The following is a 25,973-nucleotide window of genomic DNA, read 5'->3' on the forward strand; positions in this document are numbered from 1 at the left end:
CCCGGTCGGGGGAGGCGGCCTTCGTCATGACCGGCCGTCAGTCGTTCGCGACGGTCGCGTAGCGCGGGGTGCCCTCGGCCATCTGCTTGAGGGCGTCCTTGCGGTCCCGCTTCGACAGCTTGTCGATGTAGAGGAAACCGTAGAGGTGGTCGGTCTCGTGCTGCAGGCAGCGGGCGAAGAAGCCGGTGCCCTCGACCCGGAGCGGGTTGCCGTCCTTGTCCTGGCCGGTCACCGCGGCGTAGTCCGGGCGGGGCAGCTCGGCGTAGGCGGTGGGGACGGAGAGGCAGCCCTCGTTGCCGTCGTCCAGGTTGCGCGGGCGGTCGGCCGGGAAGGGCTCCAGCACCGGGTTGACCACGTGGCCGACGTGGCGCACGCCCTCGTCGTCCGGGCAGTCGTAGACGAACACCTTGGCGTCCACGCCGATCTGATTGGCCGCCAGGCCGACGCCCTCGGCCGCGTACATCGAGACGAACATGTCGTCGATCAGCGCCGACAGCTCGGCGTCGAAGGCCGTCACGGTCCTGGTCTCCCGGTGCAGCACCGGGTTCCCCACCACGGTGATCGGACGGGCGGTGCCCTTGGACGTATCCGGCAGCTCACCCACGATCTTGCCCGCGCCCGACTCCTGGTGGTCGTGGTCGTGGTCGTGGCCCTCGTGGTCGTGGTCGTGCTGGTCCGCCATCGCTCCCGCTCTCCTGTACTCGGATCTTCCGGTAAAGAGTACGGTGCCGAACGGAGCGATAGCCCTTACTCAGCAGACCTCTTCGAGGTCCCGGTACGCCCGGCCGTCCGGCGAGGCGGCCACCCAGCGGTCCAGCAGGGTGCGGACCAGGGCGGCGGGAGCGGCGATCCCGCACTCCCGCTCGACCAGCCAGGCCAGGCCCGAACCGGCCTGGCTGAGGTGGCTCAGGTGGCCGGGGTGGGCGGCGTCCCCGTCGTCGTGCGGGTCGTGGTGCACCGTGCGGCCGTCGTCGCTCGGCATCCGGCTCTCCGAACAGGCCCGGCAGAGCAGCCGGACGGAGGAGGTCCAGTCCTCGGCCGCGTACCCGGCCTCGGCCACCAGGCGCTCCAGCGCGTCCCGGTCGCCCGCGGTGGCGGCGTGCAGCAGCACCACATAGGTGGGCACCGGGGAGGGCGCCCAGAGCTCGATCTCGTCGAAGACCGGGTAGGCCACGCCGTCGGCCACCCGTTCGCCGTGCGGGGCGCCGTCGTGCAGCACCACCTCGCCCCAGCGGCGGCCGGAGGAGGGCAGCGGGATGGAGAGCACCTCGATCCGGGACGGGTCCAGCCGGCGGCCCCAGACCACCTCGGCCTCGCCCTCCGGGGAGAGCCGGACGGGGGTGGTGCCGAGGTCCAGCTGGACCGGGCCGTCCTGGGCGCCGCCGGGCAGCCGCAGGCCGTACGCCTGCCAGGCCCGCCGGGCCAGCGACCAGTCCTGCAGGGCGGTGGCGGTGATGCCGAGGTTCCACCAGTCGGGTGCGCCCTGGTCGCGGTCGAGCAGGGCGACGGCGCGCAGCCCGGCGGCCCTGGCCTGCTCCCAGTCACGGCGGAACTTGTGCAGCAGGGCCAGGTTGAACCAGGAGTCGGAGAGCCACGGCTCCAGGTCGGCGGCCATCACCAGCAGGGTTCCGGCGTCCTCGTAGCGGCCGTCCCCGATCAGGGTGAACGCCCGGTCGGTGGTCTGCCGCCAGGTCGCCGACGGCCGGTGCCGTGCGCGGTGGAAGATCCTCACGTTCCGTCCCTGCCGTAGTCGTCCGCCGGTTGCCCGGCCCGCCGGGTGACGGGCCCTCGGCCCGCCCGGTCCGGGCCCTTTCCACGCTATGACCGCATCCAACCACGACGCCCCGGGGCCGCGCTCCTTGCGAGGGTGCTCAGTCAGGTCCGGACGCCACCTCGGCAGGAACCGTCACGGGGGTGTCAGGTAGCGGCGGCCGGGATCAGTCCGGGTACCGAGGACCCGGGGCTGACGGGAGCAGCCCGCCCAGCGCGTCCAGCACCCTCGGGTCGTAGAGCCGGCCGCCCTCGGCCCGCAGCCGGCCGAGCACCTCCCGGCGGCGCTCCGGCTCGCCCGGCCAGCGGTCCCGGGCGGCGGCCGACAGGTCGTCATAGGCGTTGGCCACCCGGATGATCCGGGCCGCCAGCGGGACGGAGGGGTCCTCCCGGCCGTCCGGCCCGCGGCACGGGTCGGCCAGCCGGGCCACCTGCCCGGCCACCCGCCGGGGCACCCCGGTCCGGCTGATCACCTCGCTGCCGAGCCGGGCGATCCGCTGCTGCTCGGCCTGCGGCAGCAGCGCGGTGGCCCCGCCCGGCACCGGCTCGACCAGCGAGAGCTGGCCGATGTCGTGCATCAGCGCGGCGTACTCCAGCAGGGCCAGGTCCCGGCTGCCCAGCCCCAGCTCGCGGCCGAGCGCGCAGGCCGTGTCGGCCACCCGGCGGGCGTGGCCCGGCGGGGTGTACCCGGCCACCTCGGTGGCCCGGGCCAGCGTCTCGATGGTCTGGCCGGTGGTCGCCCGGATCCCGGCGGCCCGCCGGAACGAGGCCTGCGCCAGCACCAGCGGGGCGCAGAACAGCGGCAGCGCCCAGAGCCCGACCTCGCCGGCCAGCAGGCTGATCAGCATGCCGGTGGCCACGATCGCCGAGCCGATCCCGAGCAGCGAGCGCAGCTCGTCCTCCAGCGCGGCCCCGAACCGCAGCCCGTGCGCGGCCCGCCGCTGCACCGCCGCCAGGGTGGCGTCGCAGAGCGCGGCCAGCGCGGCCACCCCGGTCAGGAACACCCCGTACACCGGCCCGGCGAGCGGCAGCTGGTCCAGCGTCCCGCTGTTGTAGAGCGGCTGGAACAGCACCCCGGCGAACCCCACCGTCAGCACCCGCCGGGCCGCCCCGTCCAGCACCCCGGGCCCGGCGGCGGGCGCCTCCCCCGCGTGCGCGCGGCGGCGGGAGCTCCGCCGTCCCGGGATGCGGCCGAGCAGGGTGCCGGCCCCGGCGACCGCGACCACCTGGGAGACGCTGTGCGTGGTGGGCAGGCCGTGCAGCGGCCCGAGCAGGGCGTACGCCAGCGCCACCGCCGTGCCGATCGGGGCCTGCTCGCGGTCGCCCGGCAGGGTGATCCGGACGCGTTCGCCGACCGCCACCACCAGTGCGAAGGCGGCCGCCACCAGCGGGGCGGTCACCCCGTGGTGCAGCACGTCCAGGCAGCAGAGCAGCAGGAACCCGGCCGCCAGCAGCCGCAGGGCCCGGATCACGAGCTGCCGCGCAGCAGGTCCCAGGAGCCGCGCCGGGCGGGCTCGGGCACCCCGAGCGGGATGTCCGGCACCTCGCCGTCCCAGCCGCCGGGCGGCGGCAGCGCGGGCTGCCAGCCGTGCTCGGCCACCGCCGCGACCAGCGCCCGGACCATCCGCGGGTCGAACTGGCTGCCCGCGCACCGCTCCAGCTCGGTCACCGCCTCGGCCACCGGGCGGCCGCGCCGGTAGGAGCGGGTGGAGGTCATCGAGTCGAAGGCGTCCGCCACCGAGATGATCCGGGCGAACTCCGGGATCCGCTCCCCCGCCAGCCCGCTCGGGTAGCCGCGCCCGTCCATCCGCTCGTGGTGGTGCAGGATGCCGCCGCGCGCCTCGCCCAGGAAGTCGATGCCGCGCACCAGCTCGAAGCCGAACACCGGGTGCACCTCGACCGCCCGCCGCTCGGCCTCGGTGAGCGGGCCGTTGCGCCGCAGCAGTTCGGTGGCCACCCCGAGCTTGCCGACGTCGTGCAGCGTCCCGGCGAAGTGCAGGGTGCGCAGCCGGTCCTCGGCCATCCCGAGCTGACGGGCGATCAGCACGGCCGCCCGGCCGACCCGTTCGCTGTGCCCCCGGGTGTAGGCGTCCTTGATCTCCACCGCCTGCACCAGCGCCTGCACGGTGGCCCGGTGCGCCGTCCGCTCCCGGCTGCCCTGGGCCGAGACCCAGGCCGAGATGGAGAACGGCAGCAGCGCCAGCACCGCGGCGAACGCCCCGTACGGGCCCTGCCAGAGCACCGCCACCATCAGCCCGCCGGCCCCGTGCAGCAGCGCCCCGGCCAGCCTCCCGCCGAGCCCCTCCGGCACCCCGGCCCGCCCGGAGCCGCCCTCGGCCAGCCGCCGCATCCCGGCCACCAGGGCCGCGTTGACCAGGCAGAACAGGGCGACGGCGGCCAGCGCGGGCAGTGCGGCGCCCGGGAAGCGGGAGCCGAGCAGCAGCTCGGGGCCGTGCAGCAGCCGGAACAGCAGGGCGGCCGCGAAGGCCGAGAGCCCCAGCTGGGCCGCGTTCCAGACCCGGCGCAGCGCCCGGGGCCCGGCGGCCGGGGCCACCAGCGCGGCGGGGACGGCGACCAGGGCGGCCGCGGCCGGCGGCAGCATCAGCACCCCGGCGAACAGCACCGGCAGGAAGACCGGCCCGGCGCTCTCCCCTTCGGGGCGGCCGCCCTCCGACGGCGCCGGACGCCTCCCGGTGAGCAGCGCCCGGGCCGCCCGCACGGTGCGCAGGCAGGGCGTCGGGCTGCCCTGCGCCAGCGAGTCCCAGCAGGCGTGCAGCAGGGCCAGTAGCCCGAGCCGGGGCCAGTGCACCGGCCCGGCCAGCGCTCCGGGGCCCGGCAGGGCGAGGGTCAGCAGGGCGCCGAGCGAACCGCACAGCACCAGTGCCACGTACCGTCTGGCCGCTCCCGGCAGGGCCGGGGCCGCCTCGTCACCGACGATCTCCGCCTCCCGACGCGGCCGCACTTCCCTTGGGGCACCCACCTGCTGAGGGCCCGTCAGGGAGAATAGGGGCCCGGCGGCCGGGCTGGACGCCCGATCCCGGAATGCCCCGGTCGGCGCAGCACCTACTCACTCGAACGAGTGAGGACGCGGCGGGTACGGAGAAGCCCGGCAGGCCTCAGGCCTGCCGGGCTCGATCGCTCGGTACCGCTACTCGGCCGCCTCGGCGGCCAGCGGCTCTCCCTCGCGCTGGGCGGCCCGGATCAGGTCGATCCGGGCCAGCACCTTGCCGCGCAGGTCGGCCGGCGAGTGCTCGCTGGAGCAGGAGCGCTTGACCAGGGCCTTGATGGCCGCTTCCAGGCCGTACTCCTCCAGGCAGGGGGAGCACTCCTCGAAGTGCACCCTCAGCTTGGCGCAGTCACCTTCGGCCATCTCGTTGTCGAGCAGCTCGTAGAGGTGGTCCAGCACCTCTCCACAGTCGGTGTCGTGCGGATCGCCGCAGCTCATGAGCCCGAGCCCTTCGCTTCCTGCCCTGCACCGCTGCCGGCCGGGACCAGCCCGCGCTCGCGGGCGTAGTCCTCCAGCATGACGCGCAGCTGACGGCGGCCACGGTGCAGCCGGGACATCACCGTGCCGATGGGAGTACCCATGATGTCCGCGATCTCCTTGTACGCAAAGCCCTCTACGTCCGCGAGGTAGACCGCGATCCGGAACTCCTCCGGGATCGCCTGCAGGGCGTCCTTCACGTCGCTGTCCGGGAGATGGTCGAGCGCCTGGGCCTCGGCCGAGCGCAGACCGGTCGACATGTGCGACTCGGCCCGGGCCAGCTGCCAGTCCTCGATCTCCTCGGCGGCGGTGCGCTGGGGCTCCCGCTGCTTCTTCCGGTACGAGTTGATGAACGTATTGGTGAGGATCCGGTAGAGCCAGGCCTTGAGGTTGGTGCCCTCACGGAACTGGTGGAAGGACGCGTACGCCTTGGCGAACGCCTCCTGGAGCAAGTCCTCGGCATCGGCCGGATTGCGGGTCATCCGCAGGGCCGCCGAGTACATCTGGTCCAGGTAGCCGAGGGCGTCGCGCTCGAAGCGCTCGCGCCGCTCGTCCTCGGTCTCGTCGGCGGACACCCTGAAGGTGTCCTCGCCGATCGCCTCGGCCAGCTCCTCACCCGTCAGCACCGCGCTGACCTCGACCGGCTCGGCCTCGTGCTCCGCTCCGACGACCGGACCCACCTCCTCGGCAGTACGGGCAGGCACCGGGGTGGGCCCGCCCGACAGCGAGGATATCGGGCTGACGGACTTCCCGCCCGCGCCGATCCACTCGGACCAGTCCGGCATCACGGCGCTCGCGGCCGCACGCTCGGGGCACGCGATCGAACCCATCTGCCCTGCCTCTCCACCGGTTTCACCTTGCTGACGTGTGGTGACAACCGTGCATCCGGGCAGGTAATTCCCGGTCCCCCGGAAGGACCTGTCACGGCTGGTCAGAGCCAGTCCACCACCGCGTCGGTGAGCACCGTCAGGGCCTCCTGCTGGGAGACCGGCGCCCGCTTGGGGACGGCGAAGCCGTGGTCGCCGTACGGGACCTCGACCAGCCGGTGGGTGGCCGGCAGGGCCGGGTACTCGGCGGGCGTGCCGAAGGTGTCCCGGCCGCCCTGGATCACCAGGGTGCGGCAGCCGGTGGAGAGCATTTCCTCGGCCCGGCTCTTCTCCGGCCGGCCCGGAGGGTGCAGCGGGAAGGCCAGCGCGAGCACCCCGGCCGCGCCGAGCGCCCCCGCCGTCCGGCAGGCCACCCGGGCCCCGGCGCTGCGGCCGCCGAGGTACAACGGCAGCCCCTGCCCGGCGAGTTCGGTGAGTTGGGCGATCACCGGGAGCCAGCCGGTGTCCAGGGTCTTCGGGGCCGGGGCGACCTTCTTGCCGGCCACCCGCCAGGGCTGCTCGACCAAGGCCACGGTGATCCCGTGCCCGGGCAGCACGGCGGCCAGCGCCTGGAGGTCGCGGGCCTCGACCCCGCCGCCGGCGCCGTGGCCGAGGGCGAGCAGGGCGCGCGGTCCGGCGGTGGCCGGGTGCAGGGTGATCCGGGCCTCGCCGGCCGGGGTGGGAACGAGCATGACACTCCGTCAGGTGGGGCGGCGCTCTGTCAGAACCGCGGTGCAGAACTGCGTCGTATCAGAACAACACGCTCTCGTCAGGCTCGATCTCGCTCGCCGGGCGCAGCAGTTCGGGTCCGTTGTTGCGGATGTTGCCCACCGCCGGGCCGATCTTGCGGGCCAGCAGGGCGCCGGGGGCGGGCGGCACGAGCAGCGGGAAGAGCCGGGCCGGGTCGTCCAGCGCCGGGTCCAGCCAGGCGTCGAAGGAGGACGGGTCCAGGAAGAGCGGCATCCGGTGGTGGATCGGGGCCAGCGCGGGCTCGGCGTCGGTGGTGACGATCGCGCAGGTGACCAGCCAGGCCTCCGGGTGGTCCGGCGGGTACCGGCGGTCCCGCCAGAACTCGTACAGCCCGGCCAGCGCGAGCACGGTGCCGTCCGCCCGGTGCACGAAGTAGGGCCGCTTCCTCGGCTTCCCCTTCTCGGTGGGTATGGTCTCCCACTCGTAGTAGCCGTCCACCGGGACGATGCAGCGGCGGGAGGCGAAGGCCTGCCGGTACGAGGGCTTCTCGTGGATCGTGTCGGAGCGGGCGTTGATCATCTTCACCGCCGCCTCGGGCGAGTTCGACCAGGCCGGGACGAGGCCCCAGCGCAGCACCCGCAGCTGGCGGACGGGCGCGCCGCCGCCCTTCGGCGGGCGGTCCAGCACCACGTAGGCCGGGGAGGTCGGGGCGACGTTCCAGCTGGCCGCGATGGTCTCGGTCGGGTCCCACTGCCGCACCCCGAAGATCCCTGCCAGGTCCTCGGGCGCCGTGGTGGAGGCGAAGCGTCCGCACATGACGGCCAGCTTGCCACGGCGGTTCTCACCCGAAGGGCAGAACCGGACGGTTCCGCCGGGCCGTCCTGGCATGGGAGGCTGCCCGTCCGGCGTGGCAGAGGAGGTACGGAATGGACTTCGCGGGACTGTGGGCGACCGTCACCGACGCGGTCACCGCCACCCAGCCGGCCCCGCCGCGCTGGCTGGTGCTGGCGACCGCCGGGGCCGCGCTGCTGGCGGTGCTGCCCCGGCCGCTCTGGCGGCTCAGCCGGAACGTGGTGACCATCGCCCACGAGGGCGGCCACGGCCTGGTCGCGCTGCTGACCCGGCGTCGGCTCTCCGGCATCCGGCTGCACTCGGACACCTCCGGGCTGACCATCTCCTCCGGCCCGCCGACCGGCCCCGGCATGATCCTCACCGCCGCCGCCGGGTACACCGCTCCCCCGCTGCTCGGGCTCGGCGGCGCGGCGCTGCTGGCCGGGCAGCACGTGACCCAGCTGCTCTGGATCTCGGTGGTGCTGCTGGCCGGGCTGCTGGTGATGATCCGCAACCTCTACGGGCTGCTCTCGGTGGTGGTCACCGGCGGCGCCTTCTTCCTGATCTCCTGGTACGGCGGCAGCCAGCTGCAGTCCGCCTTCGCCTACGCGGGCGTCTGGTTCCTGCTGCTGGCCGGGGTCCGGCCGGTGCTGGAGCTCCAGGGCAAGCGCCGCCGCGAGGGCGCCCGCTCCACCGACGCCGACCAGCTCGCCCGCCTCACCGGCCTCGGCCCCCTCCTCTGGGTCACCCTCTTCCTGCTGGTCGCCCTGCTCTCGCTGGCCCTCGGCTCGGCCTGGCTGCTGGCCTGAACCACCGTCAGCTCCACAGGAGCAGTGCGTACAGCGAGGGCCCCTAGACTGAGGCCATGACCGATGAGCTGTGGCCTGCCCCTCTCGCAAGCGGTGCCGTCGACGCGACCGTCACCATCCCCGGCTCGAAGTCGGCGACCAACCGCGCGCTGGTGCTGGCCGCGCTGGCCGACGGCCCCGGGTGGGTCCGGCGGCCGCTGCGCAGCCGGGACTCCCAGCTGATGGCCGACGGGCTGCGCGCCCTCGGCGTCACCATCGAGGAGACGGTCAACAACGCCAGCGGCGGCACCGGCGGCGGCGAGGCCTGGCGGGTCATCCCGGCCGGCCGGCTGCGCGGCCCGGCCCAGGTCGACGTGGGCAACGCCGGTACGGTGATGCGCTTCCTGCCCCCGCTGGCCGCACTGGCCGACGGCCCCGTGCACTTCGACGGCGACCCGCGCAGCCACGAGCGGCCGCAGCACGGCGTGATCGACGCGCTGCGCGCCCTCGGCGTGCGGATCGACGACGGCGGCCGCGGCGGCTTCCCGCTCACCGTGCACGGCACCGGCGCGGTGGACGGCGGCACGGTGGAGCTGGACGCGTCCTCCTCCTCCCAGTTCGTCAGCGCCCTGCTGCTCTCCGGCGCCCGCTACAACAGCGGCGTGGAGGTGCGGAACACCGGCTCCACCGTCCCCTCCCTGCCGCACATCCGGATGACCGTCGACATGCTCCGCAAGGCCGGCGCCCAGGTCGACGCGCCCGAGGACGGCGGCGAGAAGGGCGTCTGGCGGGTCACCCCCGGCGCCCTGATCGGCCGCGACCTGGTGGTCGAGCCGGACCTCTCCAACGCGGCCCCGTTCTTCGCCGCCGCGCTGGTCACCGGCGGCCGGGTGACGGTCCGGGACTGGCCCAAGCACACCTACCAGCCGGGCGACCAGCTCCGTGACCTCTACACCCGGATGGGCGGCAGCTGCGCCTTCACCGACGAGGGCCTGGAGTTCACCGGCACCGGGACGATCCACGGCATCGAGGCCGACCTGCACGACGTCGGCGAGCTCACCCCGGTGATCGCCGCGGTGGCGGCGCTGGCCGACTCCGAGTCGCACCTCTACGGCATCGCCCACCTGCGCCTGCACGAGACCGACCGGCTGGCCGCCCTCGCCAAGGAGCTGAACGAGCTCGGCGGCGACGTCAGCGAGACCGCCGACGGCCTGCGGATCCGCCCGCGCACGCTGCACGGCGGCACCTTCCACACCTACGAGGACCACCGCCTGGCCACCGCCGCCGCCGTCCTCGGCCTGGCCGTGCCCGGCGTGCTGGTGGAGAACGTGGCCACCACGGCGAAGACCCTGCCGGACTTCCCGCAGATGTGGGCCGAGTTGCTCGGCCGGGGCGGCCAGGGCTGACGGGGGATCAGGACATGCGCCGCTACGGCAAGGACACCGACGAGGACGACATCCGCAACCGCCCGGCCCGCAAGGGCTCGCGGCCGCGGACCAGGATCCGGCCCAAGCACGAGGACGCCTCCGAGGCGATGGTGCTCACCGTCGACCGGGGCCGCATCACCTGCCTGGTCGAGGCCGGCACCAAGCGCGAGCGCGAGGTCACCGCGATGAAGGCCCGCGAGCTGGGCCGCAAGGGCGTGGTGGTCGGCGACCTGGTGAACCTGGTCGGTGACCTCACCGGGGAGCCGGACACGCTGGCCCGGATCGTCCGGGTGGAGGAGCGCAGCTCGGTGCTGCGCCGCACCGCCGACGACGACGACCCGTACGAGCGGATCGTGGTGGCCAACGCCGATCAGCTGGCCATCGTCATCGCGCTGGCCGACCCGGAGCCCCGCTCCCGGCTGATCGACCGCTGCCTGGTGGCCGCGTACGACGCCGGGATGACGCCGCTGCTGGTGCTCACCAAGTCCGACCTGGCGTCGGCGGAGCCGCTGTTGGAGACGTACGCGCCGCTGGGCATCGACTACGTGGTGACCCGGCGGGACGAGCTGGAGACCGCCGGTGCGGAGGCCGTCCGGGACCACCTGCGCGGGCTGGCCACCGTCTTCATCGGCCACTCCGGGGTCGGCAAGACCACCCTGGTGAACGCCCTGGTGCCGCTGCACCAGCGGACCACCGGCCACGTCAACGCGGTGACCGGCCGGGGCCGGCACACCACCGTCTCGGCGCTGGCCCTGCGGCTGCCCCCGCCGCCCGGTGCCAAGCCCGGCTCGAAGAAGGCGCTGGACCCGGGCTGGGTGATCGACACCCCCGGCTTCCGCTCCTTCGGCCTCTCCCACATCGACCCGTCCCGGGTGATCCTGGCCTTCCCCGACCTGGAGCCCGGCACCGAGGGCTGCCCGCGCGCGTGCAGCCACGACGAGCCGGACTGCGCGCTGGACGCCTGGGTCGAGGAGGGCCACGCCGAGCAGGCCCGGCTGTACTCGCTGCGCCGCCTGCTGGCCTCCAAGGAGGCCAGGGAAGGCGACTGAGGTGACGAGGGGATGACGGGTCGGCACCTTTCGGCCCGTCAGAAGTGTCACACCCGCCCCACGCGGCGATCATAGGAAGGTCGGACCGGTCGGTCCGGCCTCGCGAGGGGAGTCGGCTCGGATGGCTTGGGCTTTGGTGATCATCGCCGGACTGCTGGAGACCGGCTTCGCGATCAACCTCAAACTCAGCGACGGCTTCACCAAGCTCTGGCCCACCGTCAGCTTCGCGCTCTTCGCGCTCGGCAGCTTCGGCCTGCTGACCCTCTCGCTGAAGACCCTCCCGGTCGGCCCGGCCTACGCGGTGTGGACCGGGATCGGCGCGGCCGGCACCGCGATCTACGGCATGGTCTTCCTGGACGAGACCACCTCGGTGCTCAAGCTGGTCTCCATCTCCCTGGTGGTGGCCGGGGTGATCGGCCTCCAGCTCAGCGGCTCCGCCCACTGAGCCGGGGGCGTCCGGTGTGCGAGCCGAACTGGTCCCGGACCGACCCGGCTCGCTAGGGTTTTCGGTATGGCCGACTACCACGACGATCTCCGACTCGCCCACGTCCTCGCCGACTCGGCCGACTCGATCACCATGGAGCGCTTCAAGGCGCTGGACCTCAAGGTCGAGACCAAGCCCGACCTCACCCCGGTCAGCGACGCCGACAAGGCCGCCGAGCAGGCGGTGCGGCACGTGCTGAGCCGGGCCCGTCCCCGGGACGCGGTGCTGGGCGAGGAGTTCGGCCTCCAGGGCACCGGCCCGCGCCGCTGGGTGGTCGACCCGATCGACGGCACCAAGAACTACGTCCGCGGCGTGCCGGTCTGGGCCACCCTGATCTCGCTGCTGGAGGTCGGCCCGGACGGCGATCAGCACCCGGTGGTCGGCATCGTCTCCGCCCCGGCGCTGAACCGCCGTTGGTGGGCGGCCAAGGGCCTGGGCGCCTACGCCGGGCGCAGCCTGGCCAAGGCCGGCCGGATCGAGGTCTCCAAGGTCTCCCGGCTGGAGGACGCCTCGCTCTCCTACTCCTCGCTCAGCGGCTGGGAGGAGCGCGCCCGCCTGGACGCCTTCCTCGACCTCACCCGCTCCTGCTGGCGCACCCGCGCCTACGGCGACTTCTGGTCCTACATGATGGTGGCCGAGGGCGCGGTGGACGTGGCCGCCGAGCCCGAGCTCTCGCTCTGGGACATGGCCGCGCCCTGCATCGTGGTCCAGGAGGCCGGCGGCCGCTTCACCGGCCTGGACGGCGTCGACGGCCCGAACGGCGCCGACGCGGTGGCCTCCAACGGGCTGCTCCACGACGACGTGCTGCGGTCGCTCGCGATCTGACGCCGCGGCGGAGGAACTGGTGCGGGCCCCGGGGGTGACTGAACACACCCGGGGCCCGCGGTCTGTGAGGAACCGTCACTTCTGCTTGCGCAGCTCCCGGACGGCGTTCTCCAGGCGCTGACCGAAGTCGGCGTCGGCCTGGCGGAAGTTGTTGATCGCGCGCTCCACGATGTCGTCGCGGTCGGCCGAGACCTTGGCGATGAAGCCGCTGAGGTTGCCGATCAGACGGGCCTTCTCGTCCTCGGAGAACAGCCGGTAGAGGTTGCCCGCCTGGACGAAGTCGTTGTCCTCGGCGTGCGAGGGGGCGGCGGTCTCACCGGTGGAGCCGGCCAGCGGCACCGAGGCCCAGAGCGGGCGGTCGATCTGCACCGGGCCGCCGAAGGAGTTCGGCTCGTAGTTCTTGGCCCGGCCGTGGCGGCCGTCGTAGAGGTGGCCGTCGCGGCTGTTGGTGTTCGCCTCGGTGGCGTGCGGGCGGTTCACCGGCAGGTGGTCGGCGTTGATGCCGACCCGGTAGCGGTGCGCGTCGCCGTATCCGAACAGGCGGCCCTGGAGCATCTTGTCCGGCGACGGGCCGATGCCCGGCACGAAGTGGGCCGGCGAGAAGATCGACTGCTCGACCTCGGCGAAGACGTTGTCGGGGTTCCGGTTGAGCTCCAGCTTGCCGATCTCGATCGGCGGGTAGTCCGCGTGCGGCCAGACCTTGGTCAGGTCGAACGGGTTGAACCGGTACTGCGCGGCGTCGGCCGCCGGCATGATCTGGACCTGCACGGTCCAGGTCGGGAAGTCGCCGTTCTCGATCGAGGTGCGCAGGTCCCGCTGGTGGCTGTCCGGGTCCTCGCCGGCCAGCACGTTGGCCTCGGCCGCGGTGAGGTTCTTGATGCCCTGGTCGGTCTTGAAGTGGTACTTCACCCAGAAGTACTCGCCGGCCTCGTTCTCCCACTGGAAGGTGTGCGAGCCGTAGCCGTTCATGTGGCGGTAGGACGCCGGGATGCCGCGGTCACCGAACAGCCAGGTCACCTGGTGGGTCGACTCGGGCGACAGGCCCCAGAAGTCCCAGACGTTGTCCGCCTCCTGCGAGCCGGTGTACGGGTCGCGCTTCTGGGTGTGGATGAAGTCCGGGAACTTCACCGCGTCCTTGATGAAGAAGACCGGGGTGTTGTTGCCGACGAGGTCGTAGTTGCCCTCCTCGGTGTAGAACTTCAGCGCCCAGCCGCGCGGGTCACGGACGGCGTCGGCCGAACCGAGGTTGCCCGCCACGGTGGAGAAGCGGAGGAAGGTCTCGGTCTGCTTGCCGACCTCCGAGAGGAACTTCGCCCGGGTGTACGCGGTGACGTCCGCGGTCACGGTGAAGGTGCCGTAGGCGCCGGCGCCGCGGGCGTGCACCACGCGCTCCGGGACGCGCTCGCGGTTGAAGTGCGCGAGCTTCTCGAACAGCAGCTGGTCCTGGACCAGCGCCGGTCCGCCCACACCCGCGGTCTCGGTGTTCTGGTTGTCCGAGACCGGCGCACCGGCCTCCGTGGTGAGAATGGGCCGCTCGCTCTGGGTGGTCATGTCGGGGTGCCTCCGCGTGTCCGGTCGTCGGTCGTACCGTGCCTGAACTTCGGATCGATCCTAGCTTGGACTTTGTCTAAGTCAACACTGGAACCAAGTCGAGAACCTGGCTTACCCTGTGGGCATGAGTGACCTGTTGGAAAGACTTCGCGGACGCGGCTGGCGCATGACCTCGCAGCGCCGTGTGGTGGCAGAGGTCCTCGACGGCGACCACGTGCACCTCACCGCCGACGAGGTGCACGCCCGGGCGGTGGCCCGCCTCCCCGAGATCAGCCGCGCGACGGTCTACAACACGCTGGGCGAGATGGTCTCCCTGGGCGAGGTGCTCGAGGTCTCCACGGACGGCCGCGCCAAGCGCTACGACCCCAACGCCCGGCACGCCCACCAGCACCTCATCTGCTCCGGCTGCGGCTCGATCCGCGACGTCCACCCCCAGGGTGACCTGATCGCCGCCCTCCCCGCAGCCGAGCGCTTCGGCTATGTCATCTCCAACGCCGAAGTCACGTACCGAGGCCTCTGCCCTTCGTGCAGTCAGAACTGAGCGCCCGGAAGGGCAAGCGCTCAGGGGCGCGAGGAACTGCGCGAATCGGAAGGCGGCCCACCGGCAACTGAACCTGCGGGTTCTACGCGCTGAGGTCCGTGTGCAGCGCACCCAGGAGGCGGGCGGCCCGCTCGGTGACCTCCGGGGGGCCGTAGTCGGCGGCGCGGCGGCACCAGGACTCGGCCTGGACGGGCTCGCCGCGGCGCAGCGCCAGCAGGGCCAGCCGCAGGGCGGCCCGCCCGTGGCCGGCGTCGGCGGCGCGGGTGTACCAGGCGATGGCCTCGCCCTCCTGGTCCTGACGGGCCAGCAGCAGGCCGAGGTTGAAGGCGGCGCTGCGGCTGCCGGCCTCCGCCGCGCGCCGGTACCAGCTCTCGGCGATCTCCAGCGCCCCGCGCTCCGCGGCCCGCACGCCCATCCGGACCTGCGCCCGCCGGTGCCCGGCGTCCGCCGCGACGGCGTACCAGTGCTCGGCCTCCGCGTCGGCGTCGCCGCGCCGGTCCAGCAGCGAGGCCAGCCGGAAGCCGCCCTCCGCCGAACCGCCCGCCGCGGCCTGCCGGTAGCGCTCCAGAGCGCCCGTCAGCTGCCCGCGCTGCTCGTGGACGACCGCGAGCTGGAGCGCGGCCTCGCCGTGCCCCTCGGCTGCGGCGCGCGCGTACCACTCGTGCGCCTGCTGCTGCTCCCCGCGCCCGGCGTGCAGGACCCCGAGGTTGAACGCCCCGTCCACGCTCCCCGCCTCGGCGGCCTTGGAGAACCACGGCTCCGCCCCGGACTCGTCGCCGCGCTGGAGCAGCACGACGGCCAGCGCGTTGCACGCCTCCCGGTGCCCGGCGTACGCCGCGCGCCGGTACCACTGCTCGGCCTGCGCCTCGCGCCCGGCGCCCGCGCAGAGCAGGCCCAGGTTGAAGGCGCCGTTCTGGTCACCCGCCTCCAGCGCCAGCCGGTACCAGTGCTCGGCCTCGACGGCCTCGCCCCGCCCGGCGTACAGCGCGCCGAGGGCGTTGGCGGCGTTGCCGTCGCCGGCCTCGGCGGCCTCCTGCCACCACTCGGCGGCCGAGCCGAGGTCACCCGCGTCGCGGTGCAGGAAGCCCAGCGCGCACGCCGCGCGCGCCTCCCCGTTCTGCGCCGCCTGCCGGTACCAGCGCGCCGCCTCCTCCAGACAGGCGGGATCCTCGCCGGCCCGCTCCTCCAGGAGCACGCCGAGCCGCAGCCCCGCGCGGGCGTGGCTGCGGGCGGCGGCGGTGCGGTACCAGGTCTCGGCGGTGTCCTTGTCGCCGGCCGCCTCGCGCATCCGGGCGAGGCGGTAGGCGGCCTCGCGGTGGCCGGCGTCGGCGGAGACCTTGAACCAGCGCTCGGCGCGCACGTCGCGCCGGTGCTCCATCAGGTCGCCCAGCGCGTAGGCGCCGAGCGGGTGGCCGTGCTCGGCGGCGAAGTGCAGCCAGTACTCGGCGGCCTCCTCCTCGCCCTGGTCCCGGAGCTGGAGCCCGAGCGCGTGCGCGGCCGGGGCCGAGCCGGCCACGGCGGCCTGCCGCCACCACTGGGCGGCCTCGGCCCGGTGGCCGCGCTGGTGCAGCAGCACGCCGAGGTTGTTGGCGGCGGCCCGCAGTCCGGCGGAGGCGGCGCTGCGCAGGTAGGGCTCGGCGTCCTCCAGGTCACCGCGGCGCAGCAGCAGCGCGCCGAGCTGGCTGGCCGCGTTCGGGTCGCCCTGGTCGGCGGCCTGACGGTGCCTCACCTCGAGGGCGGCCTGCTCGCGGGCGGCGAGGGCGGTCTCGAAGCTGTCGCGGTCGGGCCCGGGCTCGTCGGCGGGCGCGGTGTAGCTGCCGGCGGCGGGCGCGAACTGCTTGGCGGGCACCCGGACCAGACTGTCCGGCCCGTAGCCGGAGGCGGTGGCCCGAGGGACCGTCAGACCGCTGGTGCGCTGGGCCGGCAGCGCGGCGGCCGGCTCCTCGCTCTGCGCCCACGCCTCGGTGTCGACCGCCCCCACGGCCGACTTGTCCGCCCTGCCCGGATCGTTCCTTCCGATCAGCCTCATGCCGACTCCCGCTTCCCCCGAGTGCCGCGGCATCCGCCGGGGACGTCGAGGCTGCGACGGCGACCTCCCCGGGGCAGGGGAGTCAACTGCCGTACGGCGTCCCCCATGTGCTCCATCGTCGCATCACCCGCAACCCGCGTACACCTGCCCCGGCCAGGTTTGGCGGGAGCGGGCCGAAGCCCGGCGAGATTGCTTCAGCGCTTTGTCGATTTCCCGACACTTGCCCCCTACAAACCCCGGGGACGCATCGTACCGGAGCACGAGCCGGACGGGTGAGCCCATTTGACGGGCGATCAGGTCCCGGGAAGCACCGAAGGCCCGGAGATAATCTCCGGGCCTTCGGTTCAGAGTAGCGGGGACAGGATTTGAACCTGCGACCTCTGGGTTATGAGCCCAGCGAGCTACCGAGCTGCTCCACCCCGCGTCGTTGTGTTCACAACTGTAGCACGGGGTTTGATCAGGTCGTTAACCGGCCGTCTGCTGCGCCGCCGCCGTGGCGGCGTCCAGGGCCGACTTCAGCGCCTTCTGGGCCTCGCCGTACTTGGCCCAGTCGCCGTCCTTGCGCGCCTGTTCCATGTCGTTGAAGGCCTTCTGGGCGTCGGCCACCGCCTTCTGCTGCGCCGCGCTGCCGGTGCCCGGCGTGGTCGGCGTCGTCGGGGTGGTCGGGGTGGTCGGCGTGCTGGGCGTCGTCCCCGGCGTGGTCGGTGCGGTCGGGGTGGTCGCGGTCGCGTTGCCGAGGACCTTCTTCAGCGCCTCCTCCAAGGTGCTCTCGAAGGCCACGTTGTCGTTCCCGTAGACCGCCAACACCCGCTGCAGCACCGGGTAGTTGGCGCCGCGGCCGCGGACGTACACCGGCTCGATGTTGAGCAGGCCGCCGCCGACCGGGAGGGTCAGCAGGTTGCCGTACTCGACCTCGGAGTCGCCGCCGATCTTCAGGGTGTTCAGCTTGTTCGCCACGTCGGCGTTGGAGTTGAACTGCGACTGCACCAGCTTGGGGCCGAGCGTGTTGGAGTCGCCCGGCACCTTGAGGATGCGGATCTTCCCGTACTCCGGCCCCGGGTCCGCGCTGACGGCCATGAAGGCGGCCAGGTTGTCCCGCTTGCTGGGCACGAAGGTGGTGGTCAGCGAGAAGCTCGCCTGGGTCACCGCCGGGTCCGGCATCCGCACCGTCATGTAGTACGGCGGCTGCACGTCACCGGTGTTGGTGGTCGGGTCCACCGGGACCTGCCAGATGTCGGTGCCGTTGAAGAAGGAGTTGGCGTCCGTCATGTGGTACATGCCGAGCAGGTCGCGCTGCACCTTGAACATGTCCTGCGGGTACCGCAGGTGCGGCATCAGGGCGGCCGGGATCTTGTCCTTGGCCTCGACCGTGCCGGGGAAGGCCTTCATCCAGGTCTTCAACACCGGGTCGGCGTCGTCCCACTGGTAGAGCGTCACCTCGCCGGTGTAGGCGTCCACGGTCGCCTTCACCGAGTTCCGGATGTAGTTGACCTTGTTGACCGTGGTGAGCGTGCGCCCGCGCTGGTCGGTCAGCGAGTCCTTGGTGACGTCGCCCAGGGTGGTCTTGGAGGCGAACGGGTAGCCGTCCGAGGTGGTGTAGCCGTCCAGCACCCAGACCAGCTTGCCGTCCTGCACCACCGGGTACGGGTCGGCGTCGATCGACAGCCACGGGGCGACCTTCTCCACCCGCTCCTTGGGGGTGCGGTCGTAGAGCACCTTGGCGCCGTCGGTGATGGCGCCCGCGTAGAGGATCTGCGGCTCGGCGAAGCGCACCGCGTAGGCGGCCCGGGTGAACGGGTTGTTGAGCGAGACGCCGCTGTCGCCGGTGTACTTGAACTGCTTGGAGCCGGCGTCGTCGGTGGAGTAGTCGATCTCCTCGTTGGAGCCGCCGACGATGGAGTAGGTCTTGGTCTCCTCGCCGTAGTAGATCCGCTGCTGGTAGTCGCCCAGCGAGCCGCTGGACGGCAGGCCCGACTCGGTGAAGACCGGCTGGCCCTTGTCGTTGACCTGGTTGCCCTTGGCCGAGACGACGCCGTAGCCGTGGGTGTACTTGAAGTGGTCGTTGATCCAGTTCCGCTGCTGCACCCCGTTGAGGTCCAGCTCACGGAGACCGATCACGGTGTCCTGGCCGCCGATCTGGCCGTTGGTGTACCGGTCGACGTCCAGCGTCTTCGGGAACTTGTAGTACGACCGCTGCTGCTCGATCTGCTGGAAGGTCGGCGAGACCACGTTCGGGTCCAGCAGCCGGATGTCGGCGATGGTCTGCGCGTCCTGCTTGAGCGCGTCGGTGGAGGTGGACGCCTTCGGCGAGTACGGCTGGGTCGAGCTGTCGGCGATGCCGTACGCCAGCCTGGTGGCGTCGATGTTCTTCTGGATGTACGGCGTCTCCTTGGCCTGCTCGTTCGGCTTGACCTGGAACTGCTGCACGATCGCCGGGTAGAGCCCGCCGATCAGCACCGCCGAGAGCGCCATCAGCCCGAAGCCGATCAGGGCCGGGGCCCAGGTCTTGCGGATCGGGGTGAGGAAGAACAGCAGGGCGCAGATGATCGCGACGAAGAACAGGATGGTCTTGGCCGGCAGGAACGCGTTGGCGTCCACGTAGCGCAGGCCGGTCCAGCCGTCCACGCCCTTGTACCCGCCGGTCTTGACCGCCAGCGCGTACCGGTCCAGCCAGTACGCGACCGCCTTCAGCAGCACGAACACGCCCAGCAGCACCGCCAGGTGGCCCTGCGCACCGGGGCTGGCCTTGCGGCCGGGGCCCTGGAGCCGCAGCCCGCCGTACAGGTAGTGCACCAGCGCGGACGCCAGCAGCGAGACGATCACCGCGCTGAACGCGAAGCCCAGCAGGAACTCGTACCAGGGCAGCTCGAAGGCGTAGAACGAGACGTCCAGGTGGAACTGACTGTCCTTCACCCCGAACGGCGTCTGGTTGGTCCACAGCATCCAGGTCCGCCACTGCCCGGCCGCCGCCGCGCCGGCCACCAGGCCGGTCAGCAGCGAGATCCCGATCAGCAGCCACTTCCGGTACGGGGCCACGCCCATCCGGTAGCGGTCCAGGCTCTGCTGCTCCACCGACATCGCGGCCAGCGGCGGGCGCAGCCGGTGCGCCAGCCAGACGTTCAGGCCGACCACCACCGCCATCGCCAGGCCGAAGACGGCGAACAGGCCCACCTTGGTCCAGAGCTGGGAGGTGAACACGGAGGAGTAGTGGAGCGACTTGAACCAGAGCCAGTCCGTCCAAAGACCCGCGAACATCACGAACAGCAGGAACAGCACCGCGAGGACGCCTGCGGTCAGCAGGAGCACCCGGGTGCGGCGGGAGGGCGGGCCGACTCTGGCACGGAAGCCCGGGCCTTGCGGGCGGTCCGGCATCTGGAATACCAAGGGGGCACCTCTGGTGTGTCGTGTCGTCAGATTTCGGGCGGGTCTCCTGATGCAACTTAATGGCTCTTTACCTGAGTTCCCACGGTTCACCACGACTTCACGCACTCCGTCCGGTCGGACGGCGGCACGCCCGGGCCGGGCGCACCCGCGGCACCCCTCCCCGCGGCCTGCGCAGCGCGCGTCCACGGCCGTGTGAGGATGGAGCCATGTCCGATGCCCTTGATGCCCTGGCCGGCGGCAAGCCCCCCGCCGCCTCCCCGCTGACCCGCGCCGCGCTGGAGATCGACGAGTACGCCGCCACCCTCGGCTGGGACCTGCCGACCCGGCTGTTCGCCCTGGTCGACAGCTCCGCCCTGCGCCGCCAGGACCCGAAGCTGGCCAAGCAGCTCGGGCTGACCGCCGACGACAACGGGCTGACCCCGGTGGAGCAGGACGAGCTGCCCGCCGGGATGGAGCTGGACAAGTTCCTCGGCACCATCGCCTGGCCCGCGCAGGTGGCCGGCTGCGCCCTCGTGGTGGAGCGTCAGATGCTGCCGCCGGGGGCCGAGCAGACCCGGCCGAAGAACGCGACCGAGGCCCAGATCGCCGAGTGGGTGGCCAACCAGCCGAACCGCGAGGAGGTCCGGATCACCGCCGCCGTGCTGCGCGACGGCAAGAAGGAGATCGCGCTGCGGCTGCGCTCCAAGGACATCGCCCGTGAGGTGCTGACCGGCCCGGACCTGGTGCCCGGCCTGACCGAGGCGCTGCTCGCCACCTTCTCCTGACCGTCTCCGGCCGCCTCCTGACCCGAGGTCAGGAAGCCTTGCAGGACGGCAGCTCGGCCGCCTTGCCGTCCCGGATCAGGTCCAGCGACTTCAGTGCGCTGTCGAGGGTCTCCGCCTTCACCAGGCGGAGGCCCTCCGGCGTGTTCTTGGAGGCCTCGGCGCAGTTGTCGGCCGGGGTGAAGAAGTACTGGGCGCCCTTGTCCCGGGCGGCGATCAGCTTCATCGAGATGCCGCCGATCGGGCCGACCCGGCCCTCGTCGGTGATGGTGCCGGTGCCGGCCACGAACTTGCCGCCGGTGAGGTCGGTCGGGGTCAGCTTGTCCACGATGCCGAGGGCGAACATCAGCCCGGCGCTGGGGCCGCCGACGTCCTGCAGCCCGATCTCGATCTTGAACGGGTAACTGTGGCTGACCCGGGGCCGGATGCCCACGACCGCGCGGTCGGAGTCGGTGGCCTTGGCAGTGGTGATGGTGACCCGCTGCAGGTCCGCCTGGTCCGGGGCGGTCCCGCCCTTGTCCTTGTCCTTGGGCACGACGGTGAAGACCACGTCCTCGCCCGGCTTGTGCTTGGTGACCTGCTCGGCCACTTGGGCGTCGGTGGTGATCGTGGTGCCGTCCACCGCGACGATCCGGTCGCCCGCGTGCAGCTTGCCGTCGGAGGGGCCGCCGGCCACCACGGAGTTGACGATCACTTCGCTACCGATCGGGATGCCCAGCTGGTTCAGCGCCGCGGTCTTGGCGCTGTCCTCGGAGGAGGCGAACTCCTCCGCGTTCTGCTGCTGCGCCTCCTGGTCGGTCTGCCCCTCGGGGTAGACGTTGTCGTGCGGCACCACCAGCACGTCCCCGCGCAGCCAGCCGACCACCGCCGAGACCAGGCTCGGCTCGTACTTGGCCCCCGTCACCTGAACGGTCGTCATGTTGAGGTGACCGCTGGTCGGGTAGGTCTCGTGCCCGGAGATCTGGATCACCGGCTTGTCGCTGTTCTCCTGCATCCCGAGCGTGTTGTACGTCGGGCCGGGGCTCATCTCCGTGTACGGGACCTTCATCAAGACCGACGCGCAGAGCAGTGCTATGAGCAGCAGGGTGGCGGCGAGCATCGTCGCGGAGCGGCGTGGCATGGGACCGACAGTACGGGACGGAACCGTCACCGTGCCGCCCGGGTCACCGGTCCCGTTCCGCTCCGGAGGAGGTGCTGCGCTCCATCGCGGCCTTGAACCGCTGGTGCTCGGCGAGCGAGGCCGGATCCCCGGTGGCCCTGGGGGTGCGGGCGGCCCAGCCGGCCCAGACCATGGCGCAGAGCGCCGCCACCACAGGAATGATCAACCAGGCGAGCGCAGCCATGTCCCCAACTCCCAGCTCCTCGTTCGTATGAGCAGATTAACCACCCGGGAGTCCAACGGTGACGGCGCCATTCGGGTTACGGCGCGGGGATCGCGCTCAGCAGCGCGGCGTATTCGTATGACCGGGTGCGCCCGAACGTGACCCGGTGAGGCCGAACGGACGTACCGGCCGGAGGAGTACGGCGGTCGTCGGGAGCGCGGCGGTCAGCAGGAGCCTGCGCCGACCCACTCCTCCTCGCCGTCGCTGAAGACCTGGTGCTTCCAGATCGGCACCTCGTGCTTGAGGTCGTCGATCAGCCGCCGGGCGGCCGCGAAGGCCTCGCCCCGGTGCGGGCAGGAGACGGCGACGATCACGGCCTTGTCGGTGATCTCCAGCCGGCCCACCCGGTGCACCGCCGCGAGCGCCCGGACCGGGAACTCGGCGACGATCTTCTCGGCGATCCGGCGCATCTCCGCCTCGGCGGTCGGGTGCGCGCTGTACTCCAGCGCGGAGACCGACTTGCCGCCGTCGTGGTCCCGCACCGTGCCGACGAAGACGGTGGTGCCGCCCGCGGCGTCGTCGCCGACCGCTTCGTACACCTCGTCCAGCGAGAGCGGGGTCTCGCGGATGGCCAGCAGCCGGATGGGGTCGTGGTTCTCGGACATGCTCCCCATGATTCCTCATCCCCCCGGGCCCGCGACAAGGGCCTTCCGCATCACGATTGGAGCATTCCGCACTGCGGAACACCCGCAGTGCGTCGGCACTCCGTCAGATCCGCCGCCGCTTCCGCATCTGCCGCACCAGCGCCGCCGTGCCGACCAGCGCCACGGTGGCCCCCGCCGCACCCAGCCCGGCCGTCGCCTCCTTGCCGCCGAGGCGCCGCCCGGCCACCGCGTGCTTCCCGGCGACCTGCTCCAGCAGCTCGGCCAGCACCTCCTCGTTGCTGAACGTGGGCCGCCAGCCGGCCTCGTACAGCCGGGAGCCGGAGACCACCCACGGGTACATGGTGTACGCCAGGTCCCCCGCCGGGGCCGGGGTGAGCCCGAGCCGGTGCAGCCGGGCCGCGGTGCCGAGCGCCAGGGCGGCGGGCAGCTCCATCCGGCGGATGCCGGAGAGCGCCTCGACCTCCTCCTGCTCCAGCCAGCCGTCGCAGCCGACCGTCACCTCGCCCTCGACCAGGCCGAGCACCGCGTACTCCAGCGCCGCCGCCAGGTCGTCCACGTGGCAGAACTGCCAGCACGGCCGCGAGCCCGCCACCACCAGCAGCCGCGGCGCCTCGAAGTGCCTGGTCAGCACGGTGTCGACGCCGGGGCCGACCACCACGGCCGGGCGCAGCACCGTCACCTGCAGGCCGGGGTGCGCCCGGGGCGCGCGGCGGGCCAGCCGCTCGATCTCCAGCAGGTCGCCGACCAGCGAGGCCTCCTCGGTGGCCCGCAGCTCGGCCGACTCGGCCAGCGGCACCTCGTTGTCCGGCAGCGCGCCGTAGACCATCGCCGAGGTGCAGAGCACCACCCGGCCCACGCCGGCGGCCGCGGCGGCGGTGATCACCGTCTGCGCGCCCCGCACGTTGTACGCGCTCCGGGCGCGCGGGTCGGACTCCATGCCCAGGTCCATCGCCAGGTGCACCACCACGTCCACCCCGGCCAGCCGTTCGGCCACCGCCGGGTCGCGGACGTCCAGCACCCGCCACTGCACGCCGGGCACCTCACCGCGCCGGTCGTCCAGCGCCAGCACCTTGCGCACCGAGGGCGAGGCCACCAGGCGGGCGGCCACCCGTTCGCCGAGCACTCCGGCGGCGCCGGTCACGGCCACGGTCAACGGCTTGCCGCCGTAGGCTGGAGGCGGCGAACCCGCGGTGGCAGGGACGTCCTCTCCTCCGGTCAGCCCAGAGCGAACGTCCGAGGGCGGGGAACTCACCGGCCATCCTCCACGGTTAGCTTAAGTGCGTACGTACGAGTGTCTTGTACGTCCATCCTGCCCGAGGCACGGCCCCGGCGGTGCACCCGGCGCGGTCGGGCCGCGATCCCGCCGGTGGTTTTCCCCGGGCTACGCAGCCCCCGCCACACCACTTGCGTGACGGCCGACCGGATCGAGGACCCCGTGAGCGACCTTCCCTTCGGATTCGGCGTTCCTCCCGAGGAGCCCGAGGACGGCAAGGCCAAGGGCGACAAGGACAAGAAGGACGAGAGCTCCGGCGGCACCCCGCCGCAGCAGCCGTTCGGCTTCGGCGGGGCCAATCCGTTCGGCGCACTCTTCGGCATGGGCGCCCCCGGTGCGGGCTCCGGCGCCCCCGGGGACAACCCGTTCGGGGCGATGTTCGGCAACCTGAACCCGAACGACCTGGGCGCCGCCTTCCAGCAGCTCGGCCAGATGCTCTCCTTCGAGGGCGGGCCGGTGAACTGGGACCTGGCCCGGGACATCGCCCGGCAGACCGTGGTCGCCGAGCAGCCCGAGGGCAAGAGCAAGGACCGCTCGGTCAGCGCCACCGAGCGCTCGGCGGTGGCCGAGGCCGTCCGGCTGGCCGACCTCTGGCTGGACTCGGCGACGGAGTTCCCGTCCGGCGCGGGCACCGCCGTGGCCTGGAGCCGGGCCGAGTGGGTGGAGGCCACCCTGCCGGTCTGGAAGGACCTGGTGGACCCGGTGGCCGAGCGGGTCGGCAACGCGATGGGCGGTGTGCTGCCCGAGGAGATGCAGGCCGTGGCCGGGCCGCTGATGGGCATGATGCGCTCCATGGGCGGCGCCATGTTCGGCACCCAGATCGGCCAGGCGCTGGGCGCGCTGGCCGCCGAGGTGGTCGGCTCCACCGACGTCGGCCTGCCGCTGGCCCCGGCCGGCAAGGCCGCGCTGCTGCCGCAGAACGTGGCCGAGTTCGGCGAGGGCCTGAGCGTGCCCGCCGAGGAGGTCCGGCTCTACCTGGCCCTGCGCGAAGCCGCCCACCAGCGGCTCTTCGCCCACGTGCCGTGGCTGCGGGCGCACCTGTTCGGCGCCGTCGAGGCCTACGCCCGCGGCATCAAGGTCGACACCACCCGGATGGAGGAGCTGGTCGGCCAGCTCGACCCGTCCAACCCCGAGGCGCTCCAGGAGGCCCTGGGGAACGGACTGCTCCAGCCCGAGGACACCCCCGCCCAGAAGGCCGCGCTGGCCCGCCTGGAGACGGCCCTGGCGCTGGTCGAGGGCTGGGTGGACGCGGTGGTGCACGCCGCCGCCGAGCCGCACCTGCCGCAGGCCGGGGCGCTGCGCGAGACCGTCCGCCGCCGCCGCGCGGCCGGCGGCCCCGCCGAGCAGACCTTCGCCACCCTGGTCGGCCTGGAGCTGCGCCCGCGCCGGCTGCGCGACGCCTCCCGGCTGTGGGCCTCGCTGGCCGACGCCCGCGGCGTCGAGGGGCGTGACGCGCTCTGGGAGCACCCCGACATGCTGCCCACCGCCGCCGACCTGGACGACCCGGACGGCTTCGTGCACCGGGGCTCGGGCGACTCGCTGGAGGGCGGCATCGACTTCTCCGAGCTGGACAAGCTGCTCGGCGAGGCGGCGGCCGGCTCCGCGGGCGGCTCCGACGCCGCCAAGAAGGACGACGAGGACGAGGACGGCAAGGGCAAGTGAGCACCACCCTGCACGCGGACGCGGTCCGCGCACTGACCGACTGGGCCGTGGCCGACGCCGGGCAGGACGGGCTCCGGCAGGACTACCTGGCCCACCTGGCCGCCGAGCCGGAGGGCCTGTGGCGCTCCTGCCTGCCCGCCCACATCACCGCCAGCGCCCTGGTGGTCGACCCGGCGGCCGGGCGGGTCCTGCTGACCCTGCACCCCAAGGTCGGCCTCTGGCTGCAGATGGGCGGGCACTGCGAGCCCGGCGACGCCACGCTGGCCTCGGCCGCGCTGCGCGAGGCCACCGAGGAGTCCGGCATCGCCGGGCTGGAGCTGCTCGCGGTGGACGGCGCCCCGGTGCCGGTGAAGCTGGACCGGCACAGCGTCCGCTGCACCGGCAAGGACGGGCCGGAGAACACCCATCTGGACGTGCAGTACGTCGCGCTGGCCCCGGCCGGGGCCGAGGCGCTGATCAGCGAGGAGTCGCTGGAGCTGGGCTGGTTCCCCTTCGACGCCCTGCCGGAGCCCACCGACGACGCGGTGCGCGAACTGGTCGAGCTGGCGCGGAAGCTGACGGAGCGTTAGGG

General features: G+C 73.0%; 24 protein-coding genes and 1 tRNA gene. 9 read left to right on the plus strand and 16 right to left on the minus strand.

Annotated features, from left to right (window positions below):
* Positions 1 to 37 precede the first annotated feature (37 nt).
* From def to ACZ6ZR_RS21030, 8 genes are all read right to left on the minus strand, one after another.
* Complete coding sequence (def, locus tag ACZ6ZR_RS20995; RefSeq protein ID WP_465644364.1) at positions 38 to 682, minus strand: peptide deformylase; 645 nt, start codon at positions 680 to 682, stop codon at positions 38 to 40.
* Between the two features lie 69 nt (positions 683 to 751).
* The gene (locus ACZ6ZR_RS21000; RefSeq protein WP_465644365.1) at positions 752 to 1,732 is read right to left on the minus strand and encodes a tetratricopeptide repeat protein; all 981 of its coding nucleotides are present in this window, start codon (positions 1,730 to 1,732) and stop codon (positions 752 to 754) included.
* Positions 1,733 to 1,937: 205 nt separating this feature from the next.
* Complete coding sequence (locus ACZ6ZR_RS21005; RefSeq protein ID WP_465644367.1) at positions 1,938 to 3,242, minus strand: HD-GYP domain-containing protein; 1,305 nt, start codon at positions 3,240 to 3,242, stop codon at positions 1,938 to 1,940.
* The gene (locus ACZ6ZR_RS21010) at positions 3,239 to 4,732 is read right to left on the minus strand and encodes an HD-GYP domain-containing protein (protein WP_465644369.1); all 1,494 of its coding nucleotides are present in this window, start codon (positions 4,730 to 4,732) and stop codon (positions 3,239 to 3,241) included. Before ACZ6ZR_RS21010 ends, ACZ6ZR_RS21005 begins: the two co-directional genes overlap by 4 nt.
* 186 nt (positions 4,733 to 4,918) lie before the next feature.
* Positions 4,919 to 5,215: a mycothiol system anti-sigma-R factor gene (gene rsrA / locus ACZ6ZR_RS21015; protein WP_465644370.1), complete on the minus strand. Its 297-nt coding sequence runs from the start codon at positions 5,213 to 5,215 to the stop codon at positions 4,919 to 4,921.
* Positions 5,212 to 6,084, minus strand: coding sequence for a sigma-70 family RNA polymerase sigma factor (locus tag ACZ6ZR_RS21020; RefSeq protein ID WP_465644372.1), 873 nt, complete (start codon positions 6,082 to 6,084; stop codon positions 5,212 to 5,214). The genes rsrA and ACZ6ZR_RS21020 overlap by 4 nt, the downstream gene beginning before the upstream one ends.
* Positions 6,085 to 6,185: 101 nt before the next feature.
* Complete coding sequence (locus tag ACZ6ZR_RS21025) at positions 6,186 to 6,812, minus strand: alpha/beta hydrolase family protein (protein ID WP_465644374.1); 627 nt, start codon at positions 6,810 to 6,812, stop codon at positions 6,186 to 6,188.
* Between the two features lie 58 nt (positions 6,813 to 6,870).
* The gene (locus ACZ6ZR_RS21030) at positions 6,871 to 7,626 is read right to left on the minus strand and encodes an SOS response-associated peptidase (RefSeq protein ID WP_465644375.1); all 756 of its coding nucleotides are present in this window, start codon (positions 7,624 to 7,626) and stop codon (positions 6,871 to 6,873) included.
* 110 nt (positions 7,627 to 7,736) lie between these two features.
* On the opposite strand from ACZ6ZR_RS21030, the gene ACZ6ZR_RS21035 reads away from it, so the two are divergent.
* The 5 genes from ACZ6ZR_RS21035 to hisN all read left to right on the plus strand — a co-directional run bounded on the left by ACZ6ZR_RS21035 (position 7,737) and on the right by hisN (position 12,214).
* Positions 7,737 to 8,450: a M50 family metallopeptidase gene (locus ACZ6ZR_RS21035; RefSeq protein ID WP_465644377.1), complete on the plus strand. Its 714-nt coding sequence runs from the start codon at positions 7,737 to 7,739 to the stop codon at positions 8,448 to 8,450.
* Between the two features lie 56 nt (positions 8,451 to 8,506).
* The gene (gene aroA / locus ACZ6ZR_RS21040) at positions 8,507 to 9,835 is read left to right on the plus strand and encodes a 3-phosphoshikimate 1-carboxyvinyltransferase (protein ID WP_465644379.1); all 1,329 of its coding nucleotides are present in this window, start codon (positions 8,507 to 8,509) and stop codon (positions 9,833 to 9,835) included.
* A gap of 14 nt (positions 9,836 to 9,849) precedes the next feature.
* Positions 9,850 to 10,905, plus strand: a complete 1,056-nt coding sequence (gene rsgA, locus ACZ6ZR_RS21045; protein ID WP_465644380.1) for a ribosome small subunit-dependent GTPase A — start codon at positions 9,850 to 9,852, stop codon at positions 10,903 to 10,905.
* A gap of 121 nt (positions 10,906 to 11,026) precedes the next feature.
* Positions 11,027 to 11,350, plus strand: coding sequence for a DMT family transporter (locus tag ACZ6ZR_RS21050; protein WP_465644382.1), 324 nt, complete (start codon positions 11,027 to 11,029; stop codon positions 11,348 to 11,350).
* 66 nt (positions 11,351 to 11,416) lie between these two features.
* Positions 11,417 to 12,214: a histidinol-phosphatase gene (gene hisN / locus ACZ6ZR_RS21055; RefSeq protein ID WP_465644383.1), complete on the plus strand. Its 798-nt coding sequence runs from the start codon at positions 11,417 to 11,419 to the stop codon at positions 12,212 to 12,214.
* Positions 12,215 to 12,289: 75 nt separating this feature from the next.
* On the opposite strand, the gene ACZ6ZR_RS21060 is transcribed toward hisN, so the two are convergent.
* The gene (locus ACZ6ZR_RS21060) at positions 12,290 to 13,765 is read right to left on the minus strand and encodes a catalase (RefSeq protein WP_465644384.1); all 1,476 of its coding nucleotides are present in this window, start codon (positions 13,763 to 13,765) and stop codon (positions 12,290 to 12,292) included.
* Between the two features lie 124 nt (positions 13,766 to 13,889).
* On the opposite strand from ACZ6ZR_RS21060, the gene ACZ6ZR_RS21065 reads away from it, so the two are divergent.
* A complete protein-coding gene (locus ACZ6ZR_RS21065) occupies positions 13,890 to 14,306 on the plus strand; it encodes a Fur family transcriptional regulator (protein ID WP_465644386.1) in 417 nt (138 codons plus the stop codon).
* Positions 14,307 to 14,388: 82 nt separating this feature from the next.
* On the opposite strand, the gene ACZ6ZR_RS21070 is transcribed toward ACZ6ZR_RS21065, so the two are convergent.
* From ACZ6ZR_RS21070 to ACZ6ZR_RS21080, 3 genes are all read right to left on the minus strand, one after another.
* Complete coding sequence (locus tag ACZ6ZR_RS21070) at positions 14,389 to 16,335, minus strand: tetratricopeptide repeat protein (RefSeq protein ID WP_465644387.1); 1,947 nt, start codon at positions 16,333 to 16,335, stop codon at positions 14,389 to 14,391.
* A gap of 350 nt (positions 16,336 to 16,685) precedes the next feature.
* Positions 16,686 to 16,759 (minus strand) — tRNA-Met (locus ACZ6ZR_RS21075).
* A 41-nt stretch (positions 16,760 to 16,800) separates the two neighbouring features.
* A complete protein-coding gene (locus ACZ6ZR_RS21080) occupies positions 16,801 to 19,707 on the minus strand; it encodes a UPF0182 family membrane protein (protein WP_465644440.1) in 2,907 nt (968 codons plus the stop codon).
* Between the two features lie 218 nt (positions 19,708 to 19,925).
* Between ACZ6ZR_RS21080 and ACZ6ZR_RS21085 the strand changes: the two genes are divergently transcribed.
* Positions 19,926 to 20,483: a PPA1309 family protein gene (locus ACZ6ZR_RS21085; RefSeq protein WP_465644389.1), complete on the plus strand. Its 558-nt coding sequence runs from the start codon at positions 19,926 to 19,928 to the stop codon at positions 20,481 to 20,483.
* Positions 20,484 to 20,511: 28 nt separating this feature from the next.
* Here ACZ6ZR_RS21085 and ACZ6ZR_RS21090 read toward each other — a convergent pair whose 3' ends face one another.
* The 4 genes from ACZ6ZR_RS21090 to ACZ6ZR_RS21105 all read right to left on the minus strand — a co-directional run bounded on the left by ACZ6ZR_RS21090 (position 20,512) and on the right by ACZ6ZR_RS21105 (position 23,719).
* Positions 20,512 to 21,600 (minus strand): YlbL family protein, encoded by a 1,089-nt coding sequence (locus ACZ6ZR_RS21090; protein WP_465644390.1) that lies wholly within the window; start codon positions 21,598 to 21,600, stop codon positions 20,512 to 20,514.
* A gap of 43 nt (positions 21,601 to 21,643) precedes the next feature.
* A complete protein-coding gene (locus ACZ6ZR_RS21095) occupies positions 21,644 to 21,823 on the minus strand; it encodes a hypothetical protein (protein WP_465644392.1) in 180 nt (59 codons plus the stop codon).
* 203 nt (positions 21,824 to 22,026) lie between these two features.
* Positions 22,027 to 22,476, minus strand: a complete 450-nt coding sequence (locus ACZ6ZR_RS21100) for a molybdenum cofactor biosynthesis protein MoaE (protein ID WP_465644393.1) — start codon at positions 22,474 to 22,476, stop codon at positions 22,027 to 22,029.
* A 94-nt stretch (positions 22,477 to 22,570) separates the two neighbouring features.
* A complete protein-coding gene (locus ACZ6ZR_RS21105) occupies positions 22,571 to 23,719 on the minus strand; it encodes an NAD-dependent epimerase/dehydratase family protein (protein WP_465644395.1) in 1,149 nt (382 codons plus the stop codon).
* Between the two features lie 183 nt (positions 23,720 to 23,902).
* Here ACZ6ZR_RS21105 and ACZ6ZR_RS21110 point away from each other — a divergent pair, with 183 nt between their 5' ends.
* Both ACZ6ZR_RS21110 and ACZ6ZR_RS21115 read left to right on the plus strand, forming a co-directional pair.
* Positions 23,903 to 25,402: a zinc-dependent metalloprotease gene (locus ACZ6ZR_RS21110; protein WP_465644396.1), complete on the plus strand. Its 1,500-nt coding sequence runs from the start codon at positions 23,903 to 23,905 to the stop codon at positions 25,400 to 25,402.
* Positions 25,399 to 25,971: an NUDIX hydrolase gene (locus ACZ6ZR_RS21115; protein WP_465644397.1), complete on the plus strand. Its 573-nt coding sequence runs from the start codon at positions 25,399 to 25,401 to the stop codon at positions 25,969 to 25,971. The genes ACZ6ZR_RS21110 and ACZ6ZR_RS21115 overlap by 4 nt, the downstream gene beginning before the upstream one ends.
* Positions 25,972 to 25,973 lie beyond the last annotated feature (2 nt).

This window comes from Kitasatospora sp. NPDC088742 (genome assembly GCF_055584905.1).